General features: G+C 59.8%; 15 protein-coding genes, 1 tRNA gene and 1 pseudogene. 6 read left to right on the plus strand and 11 right to left on the minus strand.

The features are described from left to right. Nucleotides 1–60: 60 nt before the first annotated feature. Nucleotides 61–1260, plus strand: a complete 1200-nt coding sequence (locus MITSMUL_RS02035; RefSeq protein WP_005839510.1) for a type III PLP-dependent enzyme — start codon at nt 61–63, stop codon at nt 1258–1260. Between the two features lie 104 nt (nt 1261–1364). Here MITSMUL_RS02035 and MITSMUL_RS02040 read toward each other — a convergent pair whose 3' ends face one another. The 4 genes from MITSMUL_RS02040 to MITSMUL_RS02055 form a co-directional block, all read right to left on the minus strand. Next, complete coding sequence (locus MITSMUL_RS02040; protein WP_005839511.1) at nt 1365–2921, minus strand: ABC-F family ATP-binding cassette domain-containing protein; 1557 nt, start codon at nt 2919–2921, stop codon at nt 1365–1367. Nucleotides 2922–2981: 60 nt separating this feature from the next. Then, nucleotides 2982–3058 (minus strand) — tRNA-Pro (locus tag MITSMUL_RS02045). A gap of 60 nt (nt 3059–3118) precedes the next feature. After that, the gene (locus tag MITSMUL_RS02050; protein ID WP_005839512.1) at nt 3119–3751 is read right to left on the minus strand and encodes a peptidase C39; all 633 of its coding nucleotides are present in this window, start codon (nt 3749–3751) and stop codon (nt 3119–3121) included. Between the two features lie 35 nt (nt 3752–3786). Next, nucleotides 3787–5118 (minus strand): SH3 domain-containing protein, encoded by a 1332-nt coding sequence (locus MITSMUL_RS02055; protein ID WP_244944612.1) that lies wholly within the window; start codon nt 5116–5118, stop codon nt 3787–3789. A 211-nt stretch (nt 5119–5329) separates the two neighbouring features. On the opposite strand from MITSMUL_RS02055, the gene MITSMUL_RS02060 reads away from it, so the two are divergent. Continuing rightward, complete coding sequence (locus MITSMUL_RS02060) at nt 5330–6139, plus strand: metallophosphoesterase family protein (RefSeq protein WP_050751622.1); 810 nt, start codon at nt 5330–5332, stop codon at nt 6137–6139. A 1-nt stretch (nt 6140) separates the two neighbouring features. Here the strand turns inward: MITSMUL_RS02060 and MITSMUL_RS02065 are convergent, their stop codons facing one another. Then, a complete protein-coding gene (locus tag MITSMUL_RS02065) occupies nt 6141–7106 on the minus strand; it encodes a DUF2971 domain-containing protein (RefSeq protein WP_005839515.1) in 966 nt (321 codons plus the stop codon). Between the two features lie 105 nt (nt 7107–7211). On the opposite strand from MITSMUL_RS02065, the gene MITSMUL_RS02070 reads away from it, so the two are divergent. Beyond that, nucleotides 7212–7478, plus strand: coding sequence for a TIGR04076 family protein (locus tag MITSMUL_RS02070; protein WP_005839516.1), 267 nt, complete (start codon nt 7212–7214; stop codon nt 7476–7478). 77 nt (nt 7479–7555) lie between these two features. Here MITSMUL_RS02070 and MITSMUL_RS02075 read toward each other — a convergent pair whose 3' ends face one another. From MITSMUL_RS02075 to MITSMUL_RS02090, 4 genes are all read right to left on the minus strand, one after another. After that, nucleotides 7556–9355, minus strand: coding sequence for an ABC transporter ATP-binding protein (locus MITSMUL_RS02075; RefSeq protein ID WP_005839517.1), 1800 nt, complete (start codon nt 9353–9355; stop codon nt 7556–7558). Then, nucleotides 9348–11135 (minus strand): ABC transporter ATP-binding protein, encoded by a 1788-nt coding sequence (locus MITSMUL_RS02080; protein WP_005839518.1) that lies wholly within the window; start codon nt 11133–11135, stop codon nt 9348–9350. Before MITSMUL_RS02080 ends, MITSMUL_RS02075 begins: the two co-directional genes overlap by 8 nt. A gap of 115 nt (nt 11136–11250) precedes the next feature. After that, the gene (locus MITSMUL_RS02085; protein WP_040635318.1) at nt 11251–11619 is read right to left on the minus strand and encodes a VOC family protein; all 369 of its coding nucleotides are present in this window, start codon (nt 11617–11619) and stop codon (nt 11251–11253) included. 25 nt (nt 11620–11644) lie between these two features. Beyond that, nucleotides 11645–12247: a lactate utilization protein gene (locus MITSMUL_RS02090; RefSeq protein WP_005839522.1), complete on the minus strand. Its 603-nt coding sequence runs from the start codon at nt 12245–12247 to the stop codon at nt 11645–11647. Nucleotides 12248–12426: 179 nt separating this feature from the next. On the opposite strand from MITSMUL_RS02090, the gene MITSMUL_RS02095 reads away from it, so the two are divergent. Continuing rightward, nucleotides 12427–13194 (plus strand): alpha/beta hydrolase family protein, encoded by a 768-nt coding sequence (locus MITSMUL_RS02095; RefSeq protein ID WP_040635319.1) that lies wholly within the window; start codon nt 12427–12429, stop codon nt 13192–13194. A gap of 15 nt (nt 13195–13209) precedes the next feature. Here the strand turns inward: MITSMUL_RS02095 and MITSMUL_RS02100 are convergent, their stop codons facing one another. Then, the gene (locus MITSMUL_RS02100) at nt 13210–13638 is read right to left on the minus strand and encodes a hypothetical protein (protein ID WP_005839526.1); all 429 of its coding nucleotides are present in this window, start codon (nt 13636–13638) and stop codon (nt 13210–13212) included. An 87-nt stretch (nt 13639–13725) separates the two neighbouring features. Between MITSMUL_RS02100 and MITSMUL_RS12025 the strand changes: the two genes are divergently transcribed. After that, complete coding sequence (locus MITSMUL_RS12025; RefSeq protein WP_005839528.1) at nt 13726–15237, plus strand: protein kinase domain-containing protein; 1512 nt, start codon at nt 13726–13728, stop codon at nt 15235–15237. Between the two features lie 75 nt (nt 15238–15312). Here the strand turns inward: MITSMUL_RS12025 and MITSMUL_RS12030 are convergent, their stop codons facing one another. Further along, complete coding sequence (locus tag MITSMUL_RS12030; RefSeq protein WP_005839530.1) at nt 15313–15744, minus strand: helix-turn-helix domain-containing protein; 432 nt, start codon at nt 15742–15744, stop codon at nt 15313–15315. 399 nt (nt 15745–16143) lie between these two features. Here MITSMUL_RS12030 and MITSMUL_RS13020 point away from each other — a divergent pair. Next, nucleotides 16144–16310, plus strand: a pseudogene (locus tag MITSMUL_RS13020) (MerR family DNA-binding transcriptional regulator); the annotation flags it as partial.

The following is a 16310-nucleotide window of genomic DNA, read 5'->3' on the forward strand; positions in this document are numbered from 1 at the left end:
TTTTTCAGCGCGAATAGTTCCAAAACTGTCAAGACTGTAATGTATAGGAAGGGTTGTGTTATGAGAAGCTTTATCCTCAACGAAAACGAAATGAATGAACTGGCCAAGAGACAGCCGACGCCATTCCTCGTGCTGTCCGTCGACAAAGTCGCGGAAAACTACGCGTTCCTGCGCAAGCACCTGCCGCGCGCCGGCATCTACTACGCCATCAAGGCCAATCCGCATCCGCGCGCACTTGAGCGCCTCGCCGCACTCGGCTCGCACTTCGACGTCGCCTCGGCCGGCGAGATGGAGATGCTCCATGCGGCAGGCGTCGACGGCTCGCGCATGATCTACGCCAATCCGGTGCACGATGCGCGCGGCTTCGCGGCGGCCTCCCGCTTCGGCGTCAAGCGCTTCACGTTCGACGATGAAAGCGAGATACCGAAGCTCGCGGCCGCTGCGCCCGGCGCCGATGTGCTCGTGCGCGTGCAGGTCCACAACAGCAAGGCGCTCGTCGACCTCAACACGAAGTTCGGCGCGCCGCTTGGCTCAGCCCTGCCGCTCCTGCGCAAGGCCGAGCAGGCCGGCCTCCACGCCAAGGGCATCTGCTTCCACGTCGGCAGTCAGTCCCTGTCCACCGCGGCGTACGAAGAAGCGCTGCTGCTCGTTCATCATCTTTTCCTTGAGGCTGAGGCCTCCGGCATGCACCTGACCGATCTCGACATCGGCGGCGGCTTCCCGATTCCCTCAGCCGAAGGGCTCCACGTCGACCTCGCCGCCATGCTCGAGGCCATCAACCGCCAACTCGAGCGACTGTTCCCGCAGACGGCCGTCTGGACCGAGCCGGGCCGCTTCCTCTGCGGCACGGCCATGAACCTCGTGACCTCCGTCATCGGCACGAAGCAGCGCGGCACGTTCCCCTGGTACATCCTCGACGAAGGCATCTACGGTGTCTTCTCGGGCATCCTGTTCGACCACTGGACGTATCCGCTGCACTGCTTCGGCAACGGAGCGAAAACTCCATCGGTATTCGCCGGTCCGAGCTGCGATGGCATCGACGTGCTCTACCGCGACTTCCCCGCACCGAAGCTCCCGATTGGCGCAAACGTGCTCGTCAGCGACATCGGCGCCTACACGACTGTATCGGCTACGCGCTTCAACGGTTTCGAGCCCGCCGCAGTCCTCGTCTGGGAAGACCAGGCCGACCTCGTCGCCAAGCGCCGCAAGCTCCGTGAAGCCGATGAGGCATCCAGCGCATCAATTGCACAGATGCCCTGATACACAGTGATACGGCTGACACACGACAAAAGACTCCGCCCCTTCCGTCATTCCATGACGGAGGAGCGGAGTCTTTTTTGCTATCTGTCGTTCATCTGCTGCAATCAGACAATCTTCGTCGACCAGCTCTCGATATTCCAGACCGTGTCGACGAGGTCTTCATAGAAGTCGGGCTCATGCGAGACGAGCAGCAGTGTGCCCTTGTACTCCTGCAGGGCGCGCTTGAGCTCCTTCTTGGCTTCGACATCGAGGTGGTTCGTCGGCTCGTCGAGCACGAGCAGATTGACCGGCTTCTGCATGATCTTAGCGAGGCGGACCTTTGCCGCCTCGCCGCCCGAGAGCGCTGTCATCTTCGTCGTGATGTGCTCATTCGTCAGGCCGCACGAAGCAAGCGCCGCGCGCACTTCGAAGTTCGTCATGCCCGGATAGGCCTGCCAGAGCTCGTCGAGCGCCGTGTTCATATTGCCCTTGGCCTCCTCCTGCTCGAAGTAGCCAACCGAGACGAACTCGCCCTGCTCGATTGCACCCGAGAACGGCTTGATGAGACCGAGCAAGGTCTTTAAGAGCGTCGACTTGCCGAGGCCGTTCGTGCCGCGGATCGCGATCTTCTTGTTGCGCTCGACCTTGATGTCGACGGGCTTCGTCAGCGGCGTGTCGTAGCCGAGCACGAGGCGCTGCGCTTCGATGACGAAGCGTGAGGGCGTGCGGTCGGACTGGAAGTGGAAGTGCGGTTTCGGCTTCTCCTGGCGCTTCGTCAGGACCTCCATCTTGTCGAGCTTCTTCTGGCGGCTATTGGCCATGCCGCGCGTCGCGACGCGCGCCTTGTTGCGCTGGATGAAGTCCTGCTCGCGCTTGATCTCCGCCTGCTGGCGCTCGTAGGCCGCCTCTTCCTGGCGGCGCTTCAAAGCAGCCATCTCCTCGAACTTCTCGTAGCTGCCCGTGTAGCGCGTGAGCTTGAGGTTGTCGACATGCCAGATGACATTCGTCACCGCATTGAGGAACGGCACATCGTGCGAGATGACGATGAAGGCATTCTCGTAATTCGTCAGGTAATTCTTGAGCCACTCGATGTGCTCGGCGTCGAGGTAGTTCGTCGGCTCGTCGAGCAACAGGATTTCAGGGTTCTCGAGCAGGAGCTTCGTCAAGAGGACCTTCGTGCGCTGGCCGCCCGAGAGCTCGTCGACCTTGCGCTCGAGCCCGATGTCGCGCAGGCCGAGGCCGCCCGCGACCTCCTCGATGCGCGCATCGATCGTGTAGTAGCTGCCCGCCTCGAGGATGTCCTGGATGTCGCCGACATCCTTCATGAGCTTGTCCATCTCCTCAGGCGAGGCCTCGCCCATCTTGTCGTAGGCCGCGAGCATCTCCTGCTCGAGCGTCACGAGGTGGTCAAACGCCGTGCGCAGCGTCTCCCGGATCGTCATGCCCGGCTGCAGCACCGCATGCTGGTCGAGATAGCCGACCTTCGTGCGCTTCGCCCAGGTCACCTGCCCCGCATCCGGCGTCAGCTTGCCCGTGATGATCGACATGAACGTCGACTTGCCCTCGCCGTTCGCACCGACCAGCGCCACATGCTCCCCCTTCAGCAGGCGGAACGACACATCCTCAAAGATCTCCCGCCCGCCATAGCTGTGCGAAAGATGCGAAACCTCCAATACGCTCATATCATGCTCCTTTACATAAAAAAACCTCCTGCTTTCACAGAAGGTCTATTTTCAGAAAAATGGTCGGAACGACGGGATTTGAACCCACGACCTCTTCCACCCCAAGGAAGCGCGCTACCAAACTGCGCTACGTCCCGACGACAAGTTATATTATACGATAGAATCGCCGTCTTGTAAAGTGGCAAATGCGCGGCGCATCAGATGAAGTACTCGATCGTGTCCTGAGCGGTCTTCTTAGTGTGCTCGTTGAAGAGCAGGACGGCTTCGCGGTCTTCGATGGGGCCGAGGGCGTAGGGGGCATTCTCCTCGCGGTTGAAGCACGCGGCGGGCACGATGCGGTTATACGCCTTGGGGTGCTGCAGGGTCAGCTCGATGCCGGTGCCTTGGAATTCATCGGACTCCTCGGGCACGTACCACGGGTCAAACATCAGGATGCTGCCGTCCGCCGTCTCGCCCGTCAGCAGGGCGTAGTGCTCGACGTCGTAGAACAGGCGCACGACGGCGACACCGCCGCGGTGCAGGGCATCGTTGATGAAGCTCTCCTGCCCAATGTAGACGGACTTGCCCGCGAGGTACTGGCTCGAGAGCGGCAGGTTCGTCGCGCGGCCGAAGCCGTCGAGCCAGTTCGAGAGAAACATCATCGCCATGCGGCTCGTACCCGCGCGCCCCGGCTCGCCCTTCTGGCTGTAGCAGTCTAGGCTGTAGAGCATGACGTTGCGGATGATCTCCGGCGGGATTTCCTCGCGCTCAAAGAGATAGCTGACTGCATTGAGCATCGTCGTCGGACCGCAGTCATACTCCGAGAACTGATAGCGCAAAGGGCTCTTCATAGATTCTATTCTCTCCTATCTAAAAATGCTTGTGTTCAGCGCAGCGAGCCGAGGTAATGCACGCCGTTGATGTACGGCACGCCGCTGAAATTGAGGAACGTCGCCGTCGACGCGATGACCTTGCGCAGGTAATGCTTGCCGTAGTCGCTGCCAAAGCTGAACCAACTGCTCATCGACTGCAGGACAATCGGCGTACCATCATCATCCTGGCCGAGGTACATCATGACATGCGTGTTGTTGGCGAGCAGGGTGCCCGGCATGCACGCCTCCAGTGCGGCCAGCCGGTCCGCCTCGCCCATGCCCGAGAGGTCGACGACCTTCGGCATCGACTTGGCCTGCTGATCCGCATCGCGCGGCAGCTCGATGCCCATGCTGCGGTAGACGTCGCCGACGAACGAGGAGCAGTCGACGCTGTCGTCGAGGCCACCCCAGCCGTACTCATCGCCGAGGAAGCGGAAGCCCTGGCGCACGAAATTGTTCTCGGTGCAGGGCAGGAAGCCCTCGTGCAGGGTATCATCAAAGGCAGCGGGACGCTTGACGATCTTCAGCGCGCCGTTATCGCTGACCGGCATCAGCAGCACCTTTGCCCCATTCGCACCTGCGGCGAGCGGGATCTTGGCGCCCATCTGGAAGAGCAGCGACTCCCCTGCCCCATTCGCGATTGTCGTCTTGTTGGCCGTGACGACAGCGAAGTCAGTCGGATGGACGAAGCCTTCCCAGGTCGTGCGGTCGGTCTCGGCAAAGTCGGACTTCGCGATCCAACCGTCATAAAAGCGCGTGCGGACGAAGGCGAACTTCTTGTCGTAGCTGTCACCGAGCACGGCCACCGGCTCGGCCGGGTCGAGGGCCGTCGCCTGCAAGGTGTCATAGTGCACGTCGCCTGCGCTCTCAAACCAGCCGGCTGCCTCCGGCAGCAGGCGCAGGTTGGCGCGTCGCGTGACGACGCCGTAGCGCACCGTCACCGTCTCGGGAAGTGCCGCGATATTACAGTTCTTGCGCGCAAACGAGTAGCTGTAGGCCGTCAGCGCGCTGCCTTTCTTGTAGAGGTCTGGCTGCGAAGCCGTATCAAAGTCGCCGATGGCCTGGACCTTCTCGATGCGCTCTTGCACCTCGGCGCCGGAGACCGACTCCGGCATCGTGCTAAGGTCCGTCAACGTATCGTTGCGGCGGCGGAGCGATTCATTCGTCGCTTCGACCTGCGAAGGCGTCAAGAGGACCGTGTCGCCCTGCGGGTTGCGCTGCGTCCAGTAGACAGCCGTCGCGCGCGCGTCCGTGATTTCTGGCGAGGCCTCCGCCAGCACCGTGCCCGTCAACAAGACGGCCAGCAGGAAGACGGTCGGCAGGAGGCGTTTCAGGATAACTGTCATCGAATCCATCCCTTTCTATTTAGTCTGCTCGAGTTGTTTTGCGTGTATTGTATCTATTATAGCGCAGAGCTATGCCGCTGTCATCTCAGATGTTTTAGATGTTCTAGATGTTTTATCGTCTTTTTGTTATAATGAAAGCAAGCCGTCACGGCGTGTATCAGCAGGTACGGCAGTGACGGCTTTTTATTTGGCGCAGAGGGGGACGGGCACGATGACGATCTTAGAAGAAATCAAGGCAAAACGGCAGCAGCTCCGGCAGTCGCCGGGCGAGACCATATCGAGAGAAGGGGGCCTCGTCATCGTGCCGGATGCGACGGCCTTCCGCCACATCCTCGCTGTCGGGGACATCCACGGCAACTGGCTGCGCCTGCTGTCGCTCTGGCAGCACGTCCCCTATGACCCGCAGCAGGACCTGCTCGTCTTCCTCGGCGACTACATCGACCGCGGCGACTACAGCGCCGAAGTCCTGGAGATGGTCATGGAACTCGCCGAAAAGAGCCCGCATGTCATCACGCTGACGGGCAACCACGAGGCCATGATGCTGCATTACTTCCAGGACCACAGCATCCGCGAGCCGATGGACCTGAATCACGGCTGGATGCGCAGCGGCGGGCAGGCGACGTTCGCGAGCCTCGCGCGCGTCTACCAGCAAGATCCCGGCCGCTATCATGCGATGCTCGAGTTCGTACTCTCTCTCGACCACCTCGCATCAGTCGGCGAGGACTACATCTTCACGCATGCGGGCTTCCTGCCCCGTCAGTCCTACGAGGAGCAGGTCGACGACATGCTCTGGATCCGCACGGAGTTCTACGAAGAATATGCGGGAGACGAGACCGTCGTCATCGGCCACACGCCCGTACAGTGCTTTGACGTCAACCGCCACCATCCCCTGATGTTCCGCAACCACATCATCGACTGCGACACAGGCTCCTATCTGCCCGGCGGCCACATCAGCTGCCTCAATGTCAAGAAGATGACGTGCTGGCAGAGCGACCCCGACGATATGTTCCAAGAGGACTGAATCAGCGCAGCGGAATATTGCTCTTGCTCACGCGTTCCGCGGCATTGGGGATGCCGAGCTCTTCGAGCATGCGCACGAAAGCCAGCTCGATGACCTCGGCGTACTGGCTCGGGCCGATGATGATCTCCTCAAGCGCCTCCTCGAGCGGCACACCGGTCTGCGGAGCAGACGGGCTGCTGAGCGGCAGCTTGTAGATGACTTGCGGGATGCCGTCGACGACGACGATGTCGTGGTGTAGGTGGCTGCTGGACGACTCATGGTAGACAAAGCGCCATTCGCGCTCCTCGTTGAAGCCCGGGTTCTTGATGGAGAACAGCGAGATCATGAGCATGTTGACGAAGTATTCGAGCACCTTCGCAGGCTCGTAGCGCTTGAGAGCGTCGAGATACGTCTCGATGTTGTCGAGCATCCAGTCAAAGCCCTCCGTGAACTGCGTCTGCGTGAGGTATTCGACCGGCGTCAGGCGCAGCGGCAAGGGCTCGAGGCGCTGGAAGATGGCCGTCGGCTTGAGGACAAAGGCCACGCCCGTCTTGCGGCCGTAGGCGCGCCACATCGAGAGCCGCCCCTTGCCGCGCTCGCGCGGGCGGTGCTCCGAGACGCAGGCCAGATAGGTGTTCGTGATGAAGCGCTGCTCATTCTTGTTGAGGTCACTCATCATCGAGTCGAGCACGTTCTCGCCCCAGTCGAGGCGCGCCGCGAGATGCTGGATGCGCTCGCGCCGGTAGTCGGAGCCGTAGACCGTCTTGTTGAGCAGCTGGATGCCGTAGTCGATCTCGCGGTAGTCATTCATGCAGGCCGCCGCGCGCATCCAGAGCGCATGCCCCTTGAGGATGTTGATGCCCGTGCCCGCGCTCGTGTAGTAAGCAAAGCGCATGCGCTCGAGCCGTGTCTTTTCCAGGCGCCGCGCGTAGATGGGCTGAAAGATCTTCAAGAACGCGCCGAGTTCTTCATATCGCCTTAGTTCCATACTGCCTCTTCCCTTCCGACTTTCCATCACGATTTCACGATGCTAAATCCGTCTAACAGACGTTCGTCATATCCTTATTATACCACAGCAATCAGGAGGTTTTTTATGAGCAGACGACCCAAGATCAAGATCACCATCACCGACCGACGCGGCAAGATGGGCTGCCATCGCGGCCATCACGTCGGCGAGGTATTCGACTTCGACGAGGACCGCGGCAAGATCTGTCCGATGGCCATGCACTGCGCCTTCCCCTACATCGACATTCTGCGCTACGGCGGCACCATCCCCGGCCAGGAAAAGGGCAAGGCTGAGTTCTGCTGCTCCGACGCTGACACCATCATGGTGTTCGAAGCCGAGATTGTCGAACAATAATAAATTAGTATCCTGATTATCAAAGAGCCTGCTCAAAAAGAGCAGGCTTTTTCGTATTCTTGACTGCATTCAAAACATCACGACTCCTGCCCGGCGAACTGGGTTTCGTAGAGGGCGCGGTAGGGGCCGTTGTGCTCGATGAGGTCTTCGTGGCGGCCTTGCTCGACGATGCGGCCGTGGTCCATGACGATGATCTCGTCGGCGTCGCGGATGGTCGAGAGGCGGTGGGCGATGATCAGGCAGGTGCGGTCGTGCATGAGGCGCGTCATGGCATCCTGGATGCGCGTCTCGGTGCGCGTGTCGACGTTCGAGGTCGCCTCGTCGAGGATCAGGATGCGCGGCGAGGCGAGGCAGGCGCGGGCGATGGCGAGCAGCTGACGCTGGCCGGCCGAGAGCTCCGCGCCCGCGCTCTGCAGGACCGTCTCGTACTGCTGCGGCAGGTGCGCGATGAAGTCGTCGGCATGGGCGAGCTCAGCCGCCCGCTTTACTTCCTCCATCGTTGCGCCGGGCTTGGCATAGGCGAGGTTGTAGCGGACTGTATCCGAGAACAGCACGGTGTCCTGCAGGACGATGCCGACGAGCTTCCGCAAACTGCCCGGCGCATACGTGCGGATGTCCTGACCGTCGAGCAGGATTTTTCCAGCATCGATTTCGTAGAAGCGCATCAGGAGGTTGACGATGGTCGTCTTCCCCGAGCCCGTCGCGCCGACGAGCGCGATCTTGCGCCCCGCCCCGATCTTGAGGCTGAAATCGTCGATGACGCGCTTCTCCGGCACGTACGAGAAATTCACATGGCAGAACTCGATTTCGCCCTTCACCGTCTCTGGCACTTCGCGTCCCTCCTGCCGCTCGCCCGGCTCGTCGAGCACGGCAAAGATGCGCTCCGCGCCCGCGAGGGCCGTCTCAATCTGGCCGTAGAGCTGCGCGAGCTCATTGATGGGCCGCGAGAACTGCTTCGAGTAGATCGTGAAAGCTGAGATGACGCCGACCGTGATCCAGCCCTTGAGCGCGAAGTAGGCGCCAAAGACCGAGACGATGACAAAGGAAAAGTTCGAGATGGTGTTCATGATCGGCCCCATCGAGGAGCCGATGCTCTCCGCGCGGATGCCGGTCTTCGTCAGGCTGTCCGCCATCTGCACGAACTTGGCCGCGACCTGCGCCTCGCGCGCGTAGGCCTTGACCGTGCGCACGGCCGTGACCTGCTCTTCGACCATGCTGTTGAGCTGGCCGAGCAGGTCCTGGCGCTCGCGGAAGTAGCGGCCCATCTTCGCGGCGATGTACTTCGTCGCCAGGACCGTTGCGACAGCCGTCAGATACGTCAGCGCCGTCATCGGCACGCTGAACGACAGCATGACCGCCGTCGTGCCGAGGAGGAACAGGATGCCGGCAAACATCGTGCCGAGCGACGTCGAGATGACCGTCGCGATGTTGTCGGCATCGTTCGTCATGCGGCTCATGAGGTCGCCGTGCGGATGGCGGTCGAGATAAGCGAGCGGCAGGCCGTTGATCTTCTCGAAGAGGTCCTTGCGCAGATGCCGGATGATGCTCTGGCTCAGGCGCGCACTCAGGCGCCCTTGGAAAAAAAGCAGCACGGCGTAGAGCGCGCAGGCCCCGAACATCCAGGAAAGGATGCCCGGCACCTTGTCGTAGTCAGCGGCCGTGATGGCGTCGATGGCCCAGCTCATGAAGACCGGCGCGCTGACGCCGGCCGCGACGCTGACAGCGACGATGAGCGTGAGGAGCGCAACGCGCCAGCGCTCCGCCCGGAAGTACTGCATCAGGCGCAGGCAGGCCGCCTTGCGGTCCATAGCATGCTCGACCGGCGCGCGCATGTGGCGATGCGGCCCGATGAGCGGCGCAGCTTGTTTCTTAGCCATTTGCCTTCTCCTTCCCCGACGCACCCGCACGGAACTGCGAGGCACAGATCTCCCGATAGATACTAGAGCGCTCGAGCAGTTCCTCATGCGTGCCGCAGGCGAGGAGCCTGCCACCGTCGAGCACGGCGATGCGGTCGGCATGGCGCGCCGTCGCGATGCGCTGCGCGACGATGACCTTGGTGAGGTCATGCCCCTCGCGGCGCAGCTCCCGCGTATAACCGTCGAGCGCCGCGTAGAACGCCGACTCCGTCCGCAGGTCGAGCGCGCTCGTGCTGTCATCGAGCAGCAGGATCTCGGGCTTGCGGATGAGTGCGCGCGCGAGCGCAAGGCGCTGGCGCTGGCCGCCCGACAGGCTCGTGCCGCCCTCCGTCACTTCTGTACCATAGCCCTCCGGCTGCCGCTCGATGAAGTCCGCCGCCTGCGCGATCTTTGCCGCCCGGCGTATCTCCTCATCGGAGGCCGCATCCATGCCCCAGGCGATGTTCTCGCCAATCGTCATCGAGAAGAGCTCCGTCTTCTGCAGGACGATGGCCATCTTCCCGCGCAAGGCGTGCAGCACATACGTGCGGACATCGCGGCCATCAACGAAGACCTCGCCCGCCGTCGCATCGTAGAAGCGCGGCAGCAGCGCGAGCAATGTGCTCTTGCCCGAGCCCGTCGCGCCGACAATGGCCAGCGTCTCCCCACGCGCCACCGTGAGAGATATATCCGTCAGCACATCTTCCTGCTGGCCCGGATAGCGGAAGGAGGCATGGTGCAGGGCAATGGCCGCTGGCCTTCCCCTTGAGACTGCCCCGTCCGTCTCGCCATCCTCGCCATCGCGGATTGCAGGCTTCGTCTCCAGCACCTCCTCGAGCCGCCGCTTCGAGGTCAGGCCGCGCGCGAAGATCTGCAAAATCATCGCGAACATCAGGATGCCGTTGAGGATCAGCACGACGTAGGTCAGCGCGGCCATGACGGTGCCTGGGCCGATCATGGCCGACTGCACGTCGAAGGAGCCGATATAGATGACGGCGACAAGTGCCGTGTTCATCACGATGTTGACGAGCGGCAGCAGGCAGGCAATGAGCAGGAGGACGCGCAGCTGCGCCGCCGCGAGATTGTCGTTGGCCACGCCGAAGCGCTCGTTCTCTCGCGCTTCCTGCCCGTACCCCTTGATGACGCGCGCGCCCTGGATATCCTCCTGCATGACGCCGTTGAGCGCATCGATCTTCTGCTGCACGAGCAGGAAGAGCGGGTTGCTCTTGTGGACGACGATCACGACCTCGATGAGGATGACCGGCACGGCCAGTGCGGCGATCAAGCTGAAGTGGATGTCGAGCGTCAGCAGCGCCGCCGTGCCGGCAATTAGGAAGGTCAGGCTGCGCACGACGCCGCGCAGCGCCGCACTGACCATCGTCTGGACCTGCGTCGTGTCGCTCGTGATGCGCGTGATCAGCGAGCCCGTGCGGAACGCGTCAATCTGCTCCATCGAGAGATGCAGGATGCGCCGGAAGCAGTCCTTGCGGATGTCATTGCCGAAATTCTGCGCGCAGAAATTGACGCAGACGCCGCCCATGACACCGCAGACACCGCCGATTGCGACAATCAGGGCCATCCAGAGGCCCGTCTGCATCACGAGCGAAAGGTCCGGCACGCCGCCGTGATGCAGGCCCAGCACGCCCTCATTGACGATGGCCTCCATCAGGCGCGGCTGATAGAGGTCGATGAGGACCTCGCTGACCATGAAGACGATCGTCAGCACGGCATAGTGCCGGTATGGCTTGATATAATGCAGCATAACTTCTCCTAAAAAAATCCTGCCGCCCAGAGGGCTGACAGGATTTTCGATTCTCCATCAACACATACAATCAACGGTCTACTAGCAGCGACAGCAGCGCCGGCTCACGGCGCTGTCACATCGTCGGCGGCAGGATCTCAATCCAGTAGCCGTCCGGGTCGCTGATGAAGTAGATGCCCATCTCCTCGTTCTCAAAGCAGATGCAGCCCATGGCCTTGTGCTTCGCATGCGCAGCTTCGAAGTCGTCCGTGCGCACGGCGAGGTGGAACTCATTCTCGCCGAGGTTGTAGGGCTCCTTGCGGCCGTGGATCCAGGTGAGCTCGAGCTCGTGCGGCGTCTGGCCGCCGTCCGAGAGATAGGCGAGCGTGAAGCCCGGTCCCTCGAGTTTGCGCGCCGGCTTGAAGCCGAGCGCCTCATCGTAGAACTTGAGACTCTTCTCGAGGTCAAGCACATTGAAATTATTGTGGGCAAACTGGAATTTCATAATCATGTCTCCTTCTGTCGGTCTATCAGTATCCCAATTTCTCGCGAATCAGGATGAGCTCGCACGCGCCGATCTGCATGGGCTTCTCCCAGAGGATGTTGAGGCTGCGGCAGATGCGCTCCGGGCTCTTGCAGTCGTAGCAATGGTCCGCCTTGACGGCGCACGGCGTCTTGCGGTGCAGGCGCTGGGCGTTGAGCGGGCTCGCGATGTTGCGCGCGCGGTCGATGGCACGATGGAGGTCCGGCGCAATCTTGTTCTCGCCGACGACGAAGTAGAGGCGCTCGTGCTTCGTCAGCGTCGCTGCCACGCGGTTGCCGCTGCCGTCGATATTGACGAGCTCGCCCGTCTCCGCGACGCCGTTGAGCGACGTGATGTAGACATCCGCGAGGTAAGCCTTCGCCTTCGCCTCGTCGCCCGTCATCTCCTCGCGCCAGTGCCAGTAGACCGTGTTCTCCTTTTTGAGCTTCTCATAGAGGCCCATCTCCTCGAGCGTCATCGAGCCGCCGAAGCCGACCGTCTTGCCCTTGATGGACGCTGTCAGATAGGCAGCCGCCTCTTCCTTCGTATCAAATACCTTGAGCGCGATGCCGCGCCATTTGAGATTCGCTTCCAATGCTTTCGTGTCCATAGACAAGCCCCCTGTCCGAATACATGCTCTTATCATCTATATCTATCAGTATAGCAGATTTGTGCCGTCAGGCAAGCACGCACTTTTTACCAAGTGCCCCGCCCGCATCGCCTTTTCAGATGCGTGCTTTGCGCGTATAATAAGGGGCAATGACACTAGGAAACGAGGGATCCCAAAATATGGAAAAGCATTTTGACATCAACGAGCAGGGCCTGAGCATCCGCTGCAAGCTCATCTGCAGCAATAGCGACAAGACAGCGCGCACCTTCGAGCACATCGCCATCGTCACGCACGGCTTCGGCAGCAACAAGGAGACGGCCGGCACGGCGAATTTCGGCGAACACCTGACCTCCAAGTACAAGGGCTGGGGCGTCATCGCCTTCGACTGGCCCTGCCACGGCATGGACGCGCGCAAGAAGCTGACCATCAGCGAGTGCCTGACCTACCTGACCATCGTCACGGAGTACGCCAAGCGCGAGCTCCAGGCCAAAGACGTCTGCATCTACTCGACGAGCCTCGGCGGCTACCTGACGCTGCGCTACCTCATCGAGGTCGGCAATCCTTTCCGCAAGATTGCCCTGCGCTGCCCGGCCATTCACATGTACGAGACGATGTACAGCCGCATCCCAGACGCCGACAAGACAAAGCTCGCAAAGGGCAAGGAAATCCAGATCGGCTTCGAGCGCAAGATGAAAGTCGACCAAGCCTTCTTCGATGACCTCAAGTCCTTCTGCCCGCTCGACCACGAGTACTTCGACTTCGCCGACAATATGCTGATCCTGCACGGCACGAAAGACGAGATGATCCCGTTCGAGGACGCAAAAGACTTCGCCGAGAACAACGTCATCGAATTCATCCCCGTCGAGGGCGCCAACCACCCGTTCCAGAACCCCAACCACATGGCACTCGCCATCCACAAGATCATCGAGTTCTTCCACGAAGACTGAACTGCCCGCCAGAAGTCATGCAAGTGGTTTCTCCCCCAGCCGTTCGAGCAGCAGATTCGCATCAATGACATTAAGATGATGCTCTAAGGCATACCAGATGATACTATCAAAGGAGTTGCGGGCGTAAAGTGCCTCACAGCCTGCATAGTACAGCAGATGCTGTGCTTCCTTGGCTGTCAATCCCATTGCTAGGGCCAACAGCAGGACCTTGCTGCGCGCCGGATGCTTCTTGTGCCCGTCAAAGATGTGGTAGCCGTACGTCGGCTCCATCCCCGTCCGGCGGATTACATCGGCTTTCTTGAGCTGCTTCTCCTCGAGCAATCCCTGCAAGAACACTGCCAGCGACATATCCCGAAGCTCATGCCGGTTCTCCTCCAGATAATGCTCGACCTCCTTCACCTTCTCAATCTCATGTTCCAGTTCCTCGGTATCTTTTTTCATCATCGCAATCTCCCCTTGCAGAAGTGAATATTTCTCTCTATACTCAAAACTATAGAGGATTTACAGAGAATCGGCAAGGGGGTGACATCGATGGCAATGGAAAAGACAGAGGAAGCAGGAAAGCGGGCCAGTCAGCTCGTTGCAGACTACTTAGCGAGCCGTTACCATACGCTGCGCATCATCAAGGAATCCCCGCATGGCACGATTTCTCTCGTCGAAGATACGATGGCAGACCAATCGCACGGCAGGCCCATCTTTGTCAAGAAGAGCCTCCAAGCCATGGGGCTTCCCTACAAAGAACTGCAGGACATCGGTTGCGAGGTCTTCCCCAAGGTATTCTACACGGCAGAACTGCCGCCTGCCGGCACGACCATTGTCATCGAAGAATTCATTGCCGGAGAACCGCTGTCCAACCGGCTCGAGCAAAAGCATTACCTGACGCCTCAAGAGGCCACTCGCCTGATCTTGACCTTATGCAGCGGCCTGACACTCCTGCACCAGCACGGCATCCTCCATCGCGACATCAAGCCATCGAACATCATGGAGCCGCCCGGCGCGAGCTCGAGCGGCCTCTACCGGCTCATCGACTTCGATGCCGCGCGGACCGTCAAAGAAGGGCACGAAGAAGACACGCGGCTGCTCGGCACAAAAGGCTATGCGCCGCCGGAGCAGTATGGCAGCGCCCAGACCGATGCGCGCAGTGATTTATACGCACTCGGCGTCACCGTCCGCGAACTTCTGGGCCCCGACTACCACGGTCCGCTGCGCCCCATCCTTGCAAAATGCACGGAACAGGACCCCGCTCGCCGCTACCAGAGCGCTGCCAAGCTCGCCCGCGCCGTGCGCCATGCAAAGCTCTTTTACTATGGCAGGCGCGCACTCATCCTGACAGGCATCGCATTCTGCTCTCTTGCCGCCATCCTGCTCTGGCATCGCTTCCGCTATCCCGAACAGCCTCTGCCCGGTCATGACGAACTGCAAAATTTCAGCCATGAGGTAAAAAAAGCCGTCAAGAACGAAGAGCAGTCTCTCAAAAATAGCGTCGAACAGGCAAAAAAACAGCTCGATCCGCCTGCACAACTGCCGGCTTCATCCGCACCAGCAAAAGACAGCACGGCTACAGCCCCACAAGCAGCCCCCACATCCCAAGCTGCGCCAACTGCCACAAGATCTGCCACCACAGACGAAGAAGCCCCTGAGACAGCTCCCAACCGCGTGCGCGTCCGCCTCTACTGCAACGGCGACCGCCTCAACGCCTGGATGGACCAATGGGACACCCCTATCCGAAATGGTGGTGCCACTCAGATTGTCCCCGCCGCCGTCTGGCAGAGCGGCTCACTGTCTGCCTACAGTATCACAGCCAGGATAACGAATGAAAGCGACGAGATCTTTGCCTCCCCCATCCTTACCGTCTCCGACGGCAGCAATCAGGAGACTACCACCGCCGGTGCCATCGTCCCCGGCGCCACAGCCGAGCTCACCATCCCGCTCGGCAGTTTCCCCACACGCGACGGCGGCACCCATCTCACCGTCACCACCACCGGCATGGGCCCCCAGGTCATCTCCACCCCGACCTTTGCACTTGACTTCCGCGCAAAATGATACCGTTCCAGTAAGGCAAAATGTCCCCGCAGGACAACAAATCCTGCGGGGACATTTGTATAATGAAAAAAGGAGTCAATGTCTGTCTGTCGGTGCTGCGCCTGCAGCAGTCGGACTCTTTGGAGCAGCCGCCGTATTCTTCACACGCGGGCGGCTGCTTTCAGTTGACGATACATCATTGCTCTCACGCGCATATACTGCGTCAAGCGTGATGTCTACGATATCCTTTCCTTCGTCGCTCAGATCCAGGTACTTGCGAAGATGGCTGCTCGTCCGCGCATCCGCTTCGCGCAGCTTCTCCGCCAGTGCATCCTCCTCCCCGAGGATGTAATCCGTCGAGACATGATAGAGCTGAGCAAGTTCGCGCAACTTTCGCGACGGCGCGCTCGCGCCACTCTCATACTTGTTGTAAGCCGTCCTCGTGATGCCGAGGATCCTCGCGACCTCCGTCTGCGATAGCCCTTCCCGCTTGCGCAGCGCACGCAGCCGTTGAGCCGTCAGGTTCATCCTGCCCCCTCCTTTCCTACCATATAGTATAGGTAGAAAATCAAAGGCACAAAAGATGTGAGTTTTTTTTACATAATTAGCATGAATTTAGAACAAAATGTAGAAATAGTGAGTTATAATCACTAATAGTGTGTTTCTCTCTACTGAAGTACATAAAATCCATCAAAGGAGGTTCGCGTGTGCAATACATAGAAAAGGCAAGCTATTTTCAGAAAATAGAGAGTAAATAATTATTTTTACCTATCCTTGCAATAGAAAGAAGGCATTACTATGGGTAATAATCAATCTAACTACATGCAACAAAGTATCCCCCAACAACTAGGAGTTTTCTTAGGTTATTAATTATGTAGACAAATATGTATATTCGTGATATTATATAAACAGAGGAGGGATATGGCTATGCGCATACCCAATATCACGAATTACAAACCGAAAGAATTTGCCGCATTATTGAATGTCACGGTCAAAACGCTTCAACGCTGGGATCGTGAGAAGATATTGGTTGCAAATAGGACGCCCACGAATCGAAGATATTATACCTACGACCAGTACTTGCAATTCAAGGG

Source organism: Mitsuokella multacida DSM 20544 (assembly GCF_000155955.1).
In the GTDB taxonomy this organism is placed as follows: domain Bacteria; phylum Bacillota; class Negativicutes; order Selenomonadales; family Selenomonadaceae; genus Mitsuokella; species Mitsuokella multacida.

Bases quoted from the DNA above. Each gene is read 5' to 3' on its own strand.
- MITSMUL_RS02035 (WP_005839510.1), top strand. From the start codon at position 61: ATGAGAAGCTTTATCCTCAACGAAAACGAAATGAATGAACTGGCCAAG.
- MITSMUL_RS02040 (WP_005839511.1), bottom strand. From the start codon at position 2,921: ATGAGCGTATTGGAGGTTTCGCATCTTTCGCACAGCTATGGCGGGCGG.
- MITSMUL_RS02050 (WP_005839512.1), bottom strand. From the start codon at position 3,751: ATGAAGAGCCCTTTGCGCTATCAGTTCTCGGAGTATGACTGCGGTCCG.
- MITSMUL_RS02055 (WP_244944612.1), bottom strand. From the start codon at position 5,118: ATGACAGTTATCCTGAAACGCCTCCTGCCGACCGTCTTCCTGCTGGCC.
- MITSMUL_RS02060 (WP_050751622.1), top strand. From the start codon at position 5,330: ATGACGATCTTAGAAGAAATCAAGGCAAAACGGCAGCAGCTCCGGCAG.
- MITSMUL_RS02065 (WP_005839515.1), bottom strand. From the start codon at position 7,106: ATGGAACTAAGGCGATATGAAGAACTCGGCGCGTTCTTGAAGATCTTT.
- MITSMUL_RS02070 (WP_005839516.1), top strand. From the start codon at position 7,212: ATGAGCAGACGACCCAAGATCAAGATCACCATCACCGACCGACGCGGC.
- MITSMUL_RS02075 (WP_005839517.1), bottom strand. From the start codon at position 9,355: ATGGCTAAGAAACAAGCTGCGCCGCTCATCGGGCCGCATCGCCACATG.
- MITSMUL_RS02080 (WP_005839518.1), bottom strand. From the start codon at position 11,135: ATGCTGCATTATATCAAGCCATACCGGCACTATGCCGTGCTGACGATC.
- MITSMUL_RS02085 (WP_040635318.1), bottom strand. From the start codon at position 11,619: ATGAAATTCCAGTTTGCCCACAATAATTTCAATGTGCTTGACCTCGAG.
- MITSMUL_RS02090 (WP_005839522.1), bottom strand. From the start codon at position 12,247: ATGGACACGAAAGCATTGGAAGCGAATCTCAAATGGCGCGGCATCGCG.
- MITSMUL_RS02095 (WP_040635319.1), top strand. From the start codon at position 12,427: ATGGAAAAGCATTTTGACATCAACGAGCAGGGCCTGAGCATCCGCTGC.
- MITSMUL_RS02100 (WP_005839526.1), bottom strand. From the start codon at position 13,638: ATGATGAAAAAAGATACCGAGGAACTGGAACATGAGATTGAGAAGGTG.
- MITSMUL_RS12025 (WP_005839528.1), top strand. From the start codon at position 13,726: ATGGCAATGGAAAAGACAGAGGAAGCAGGAAAGCGGGCCAGTCAGCTC.
- MITSMUL_RS12030 (WP_005839530.1), bottom strand. From the start codon at position 15,744: ATGAACCTGACGGCTCAACGGCTGCGTGCGCTGCGCAAGCGGGAAGGG.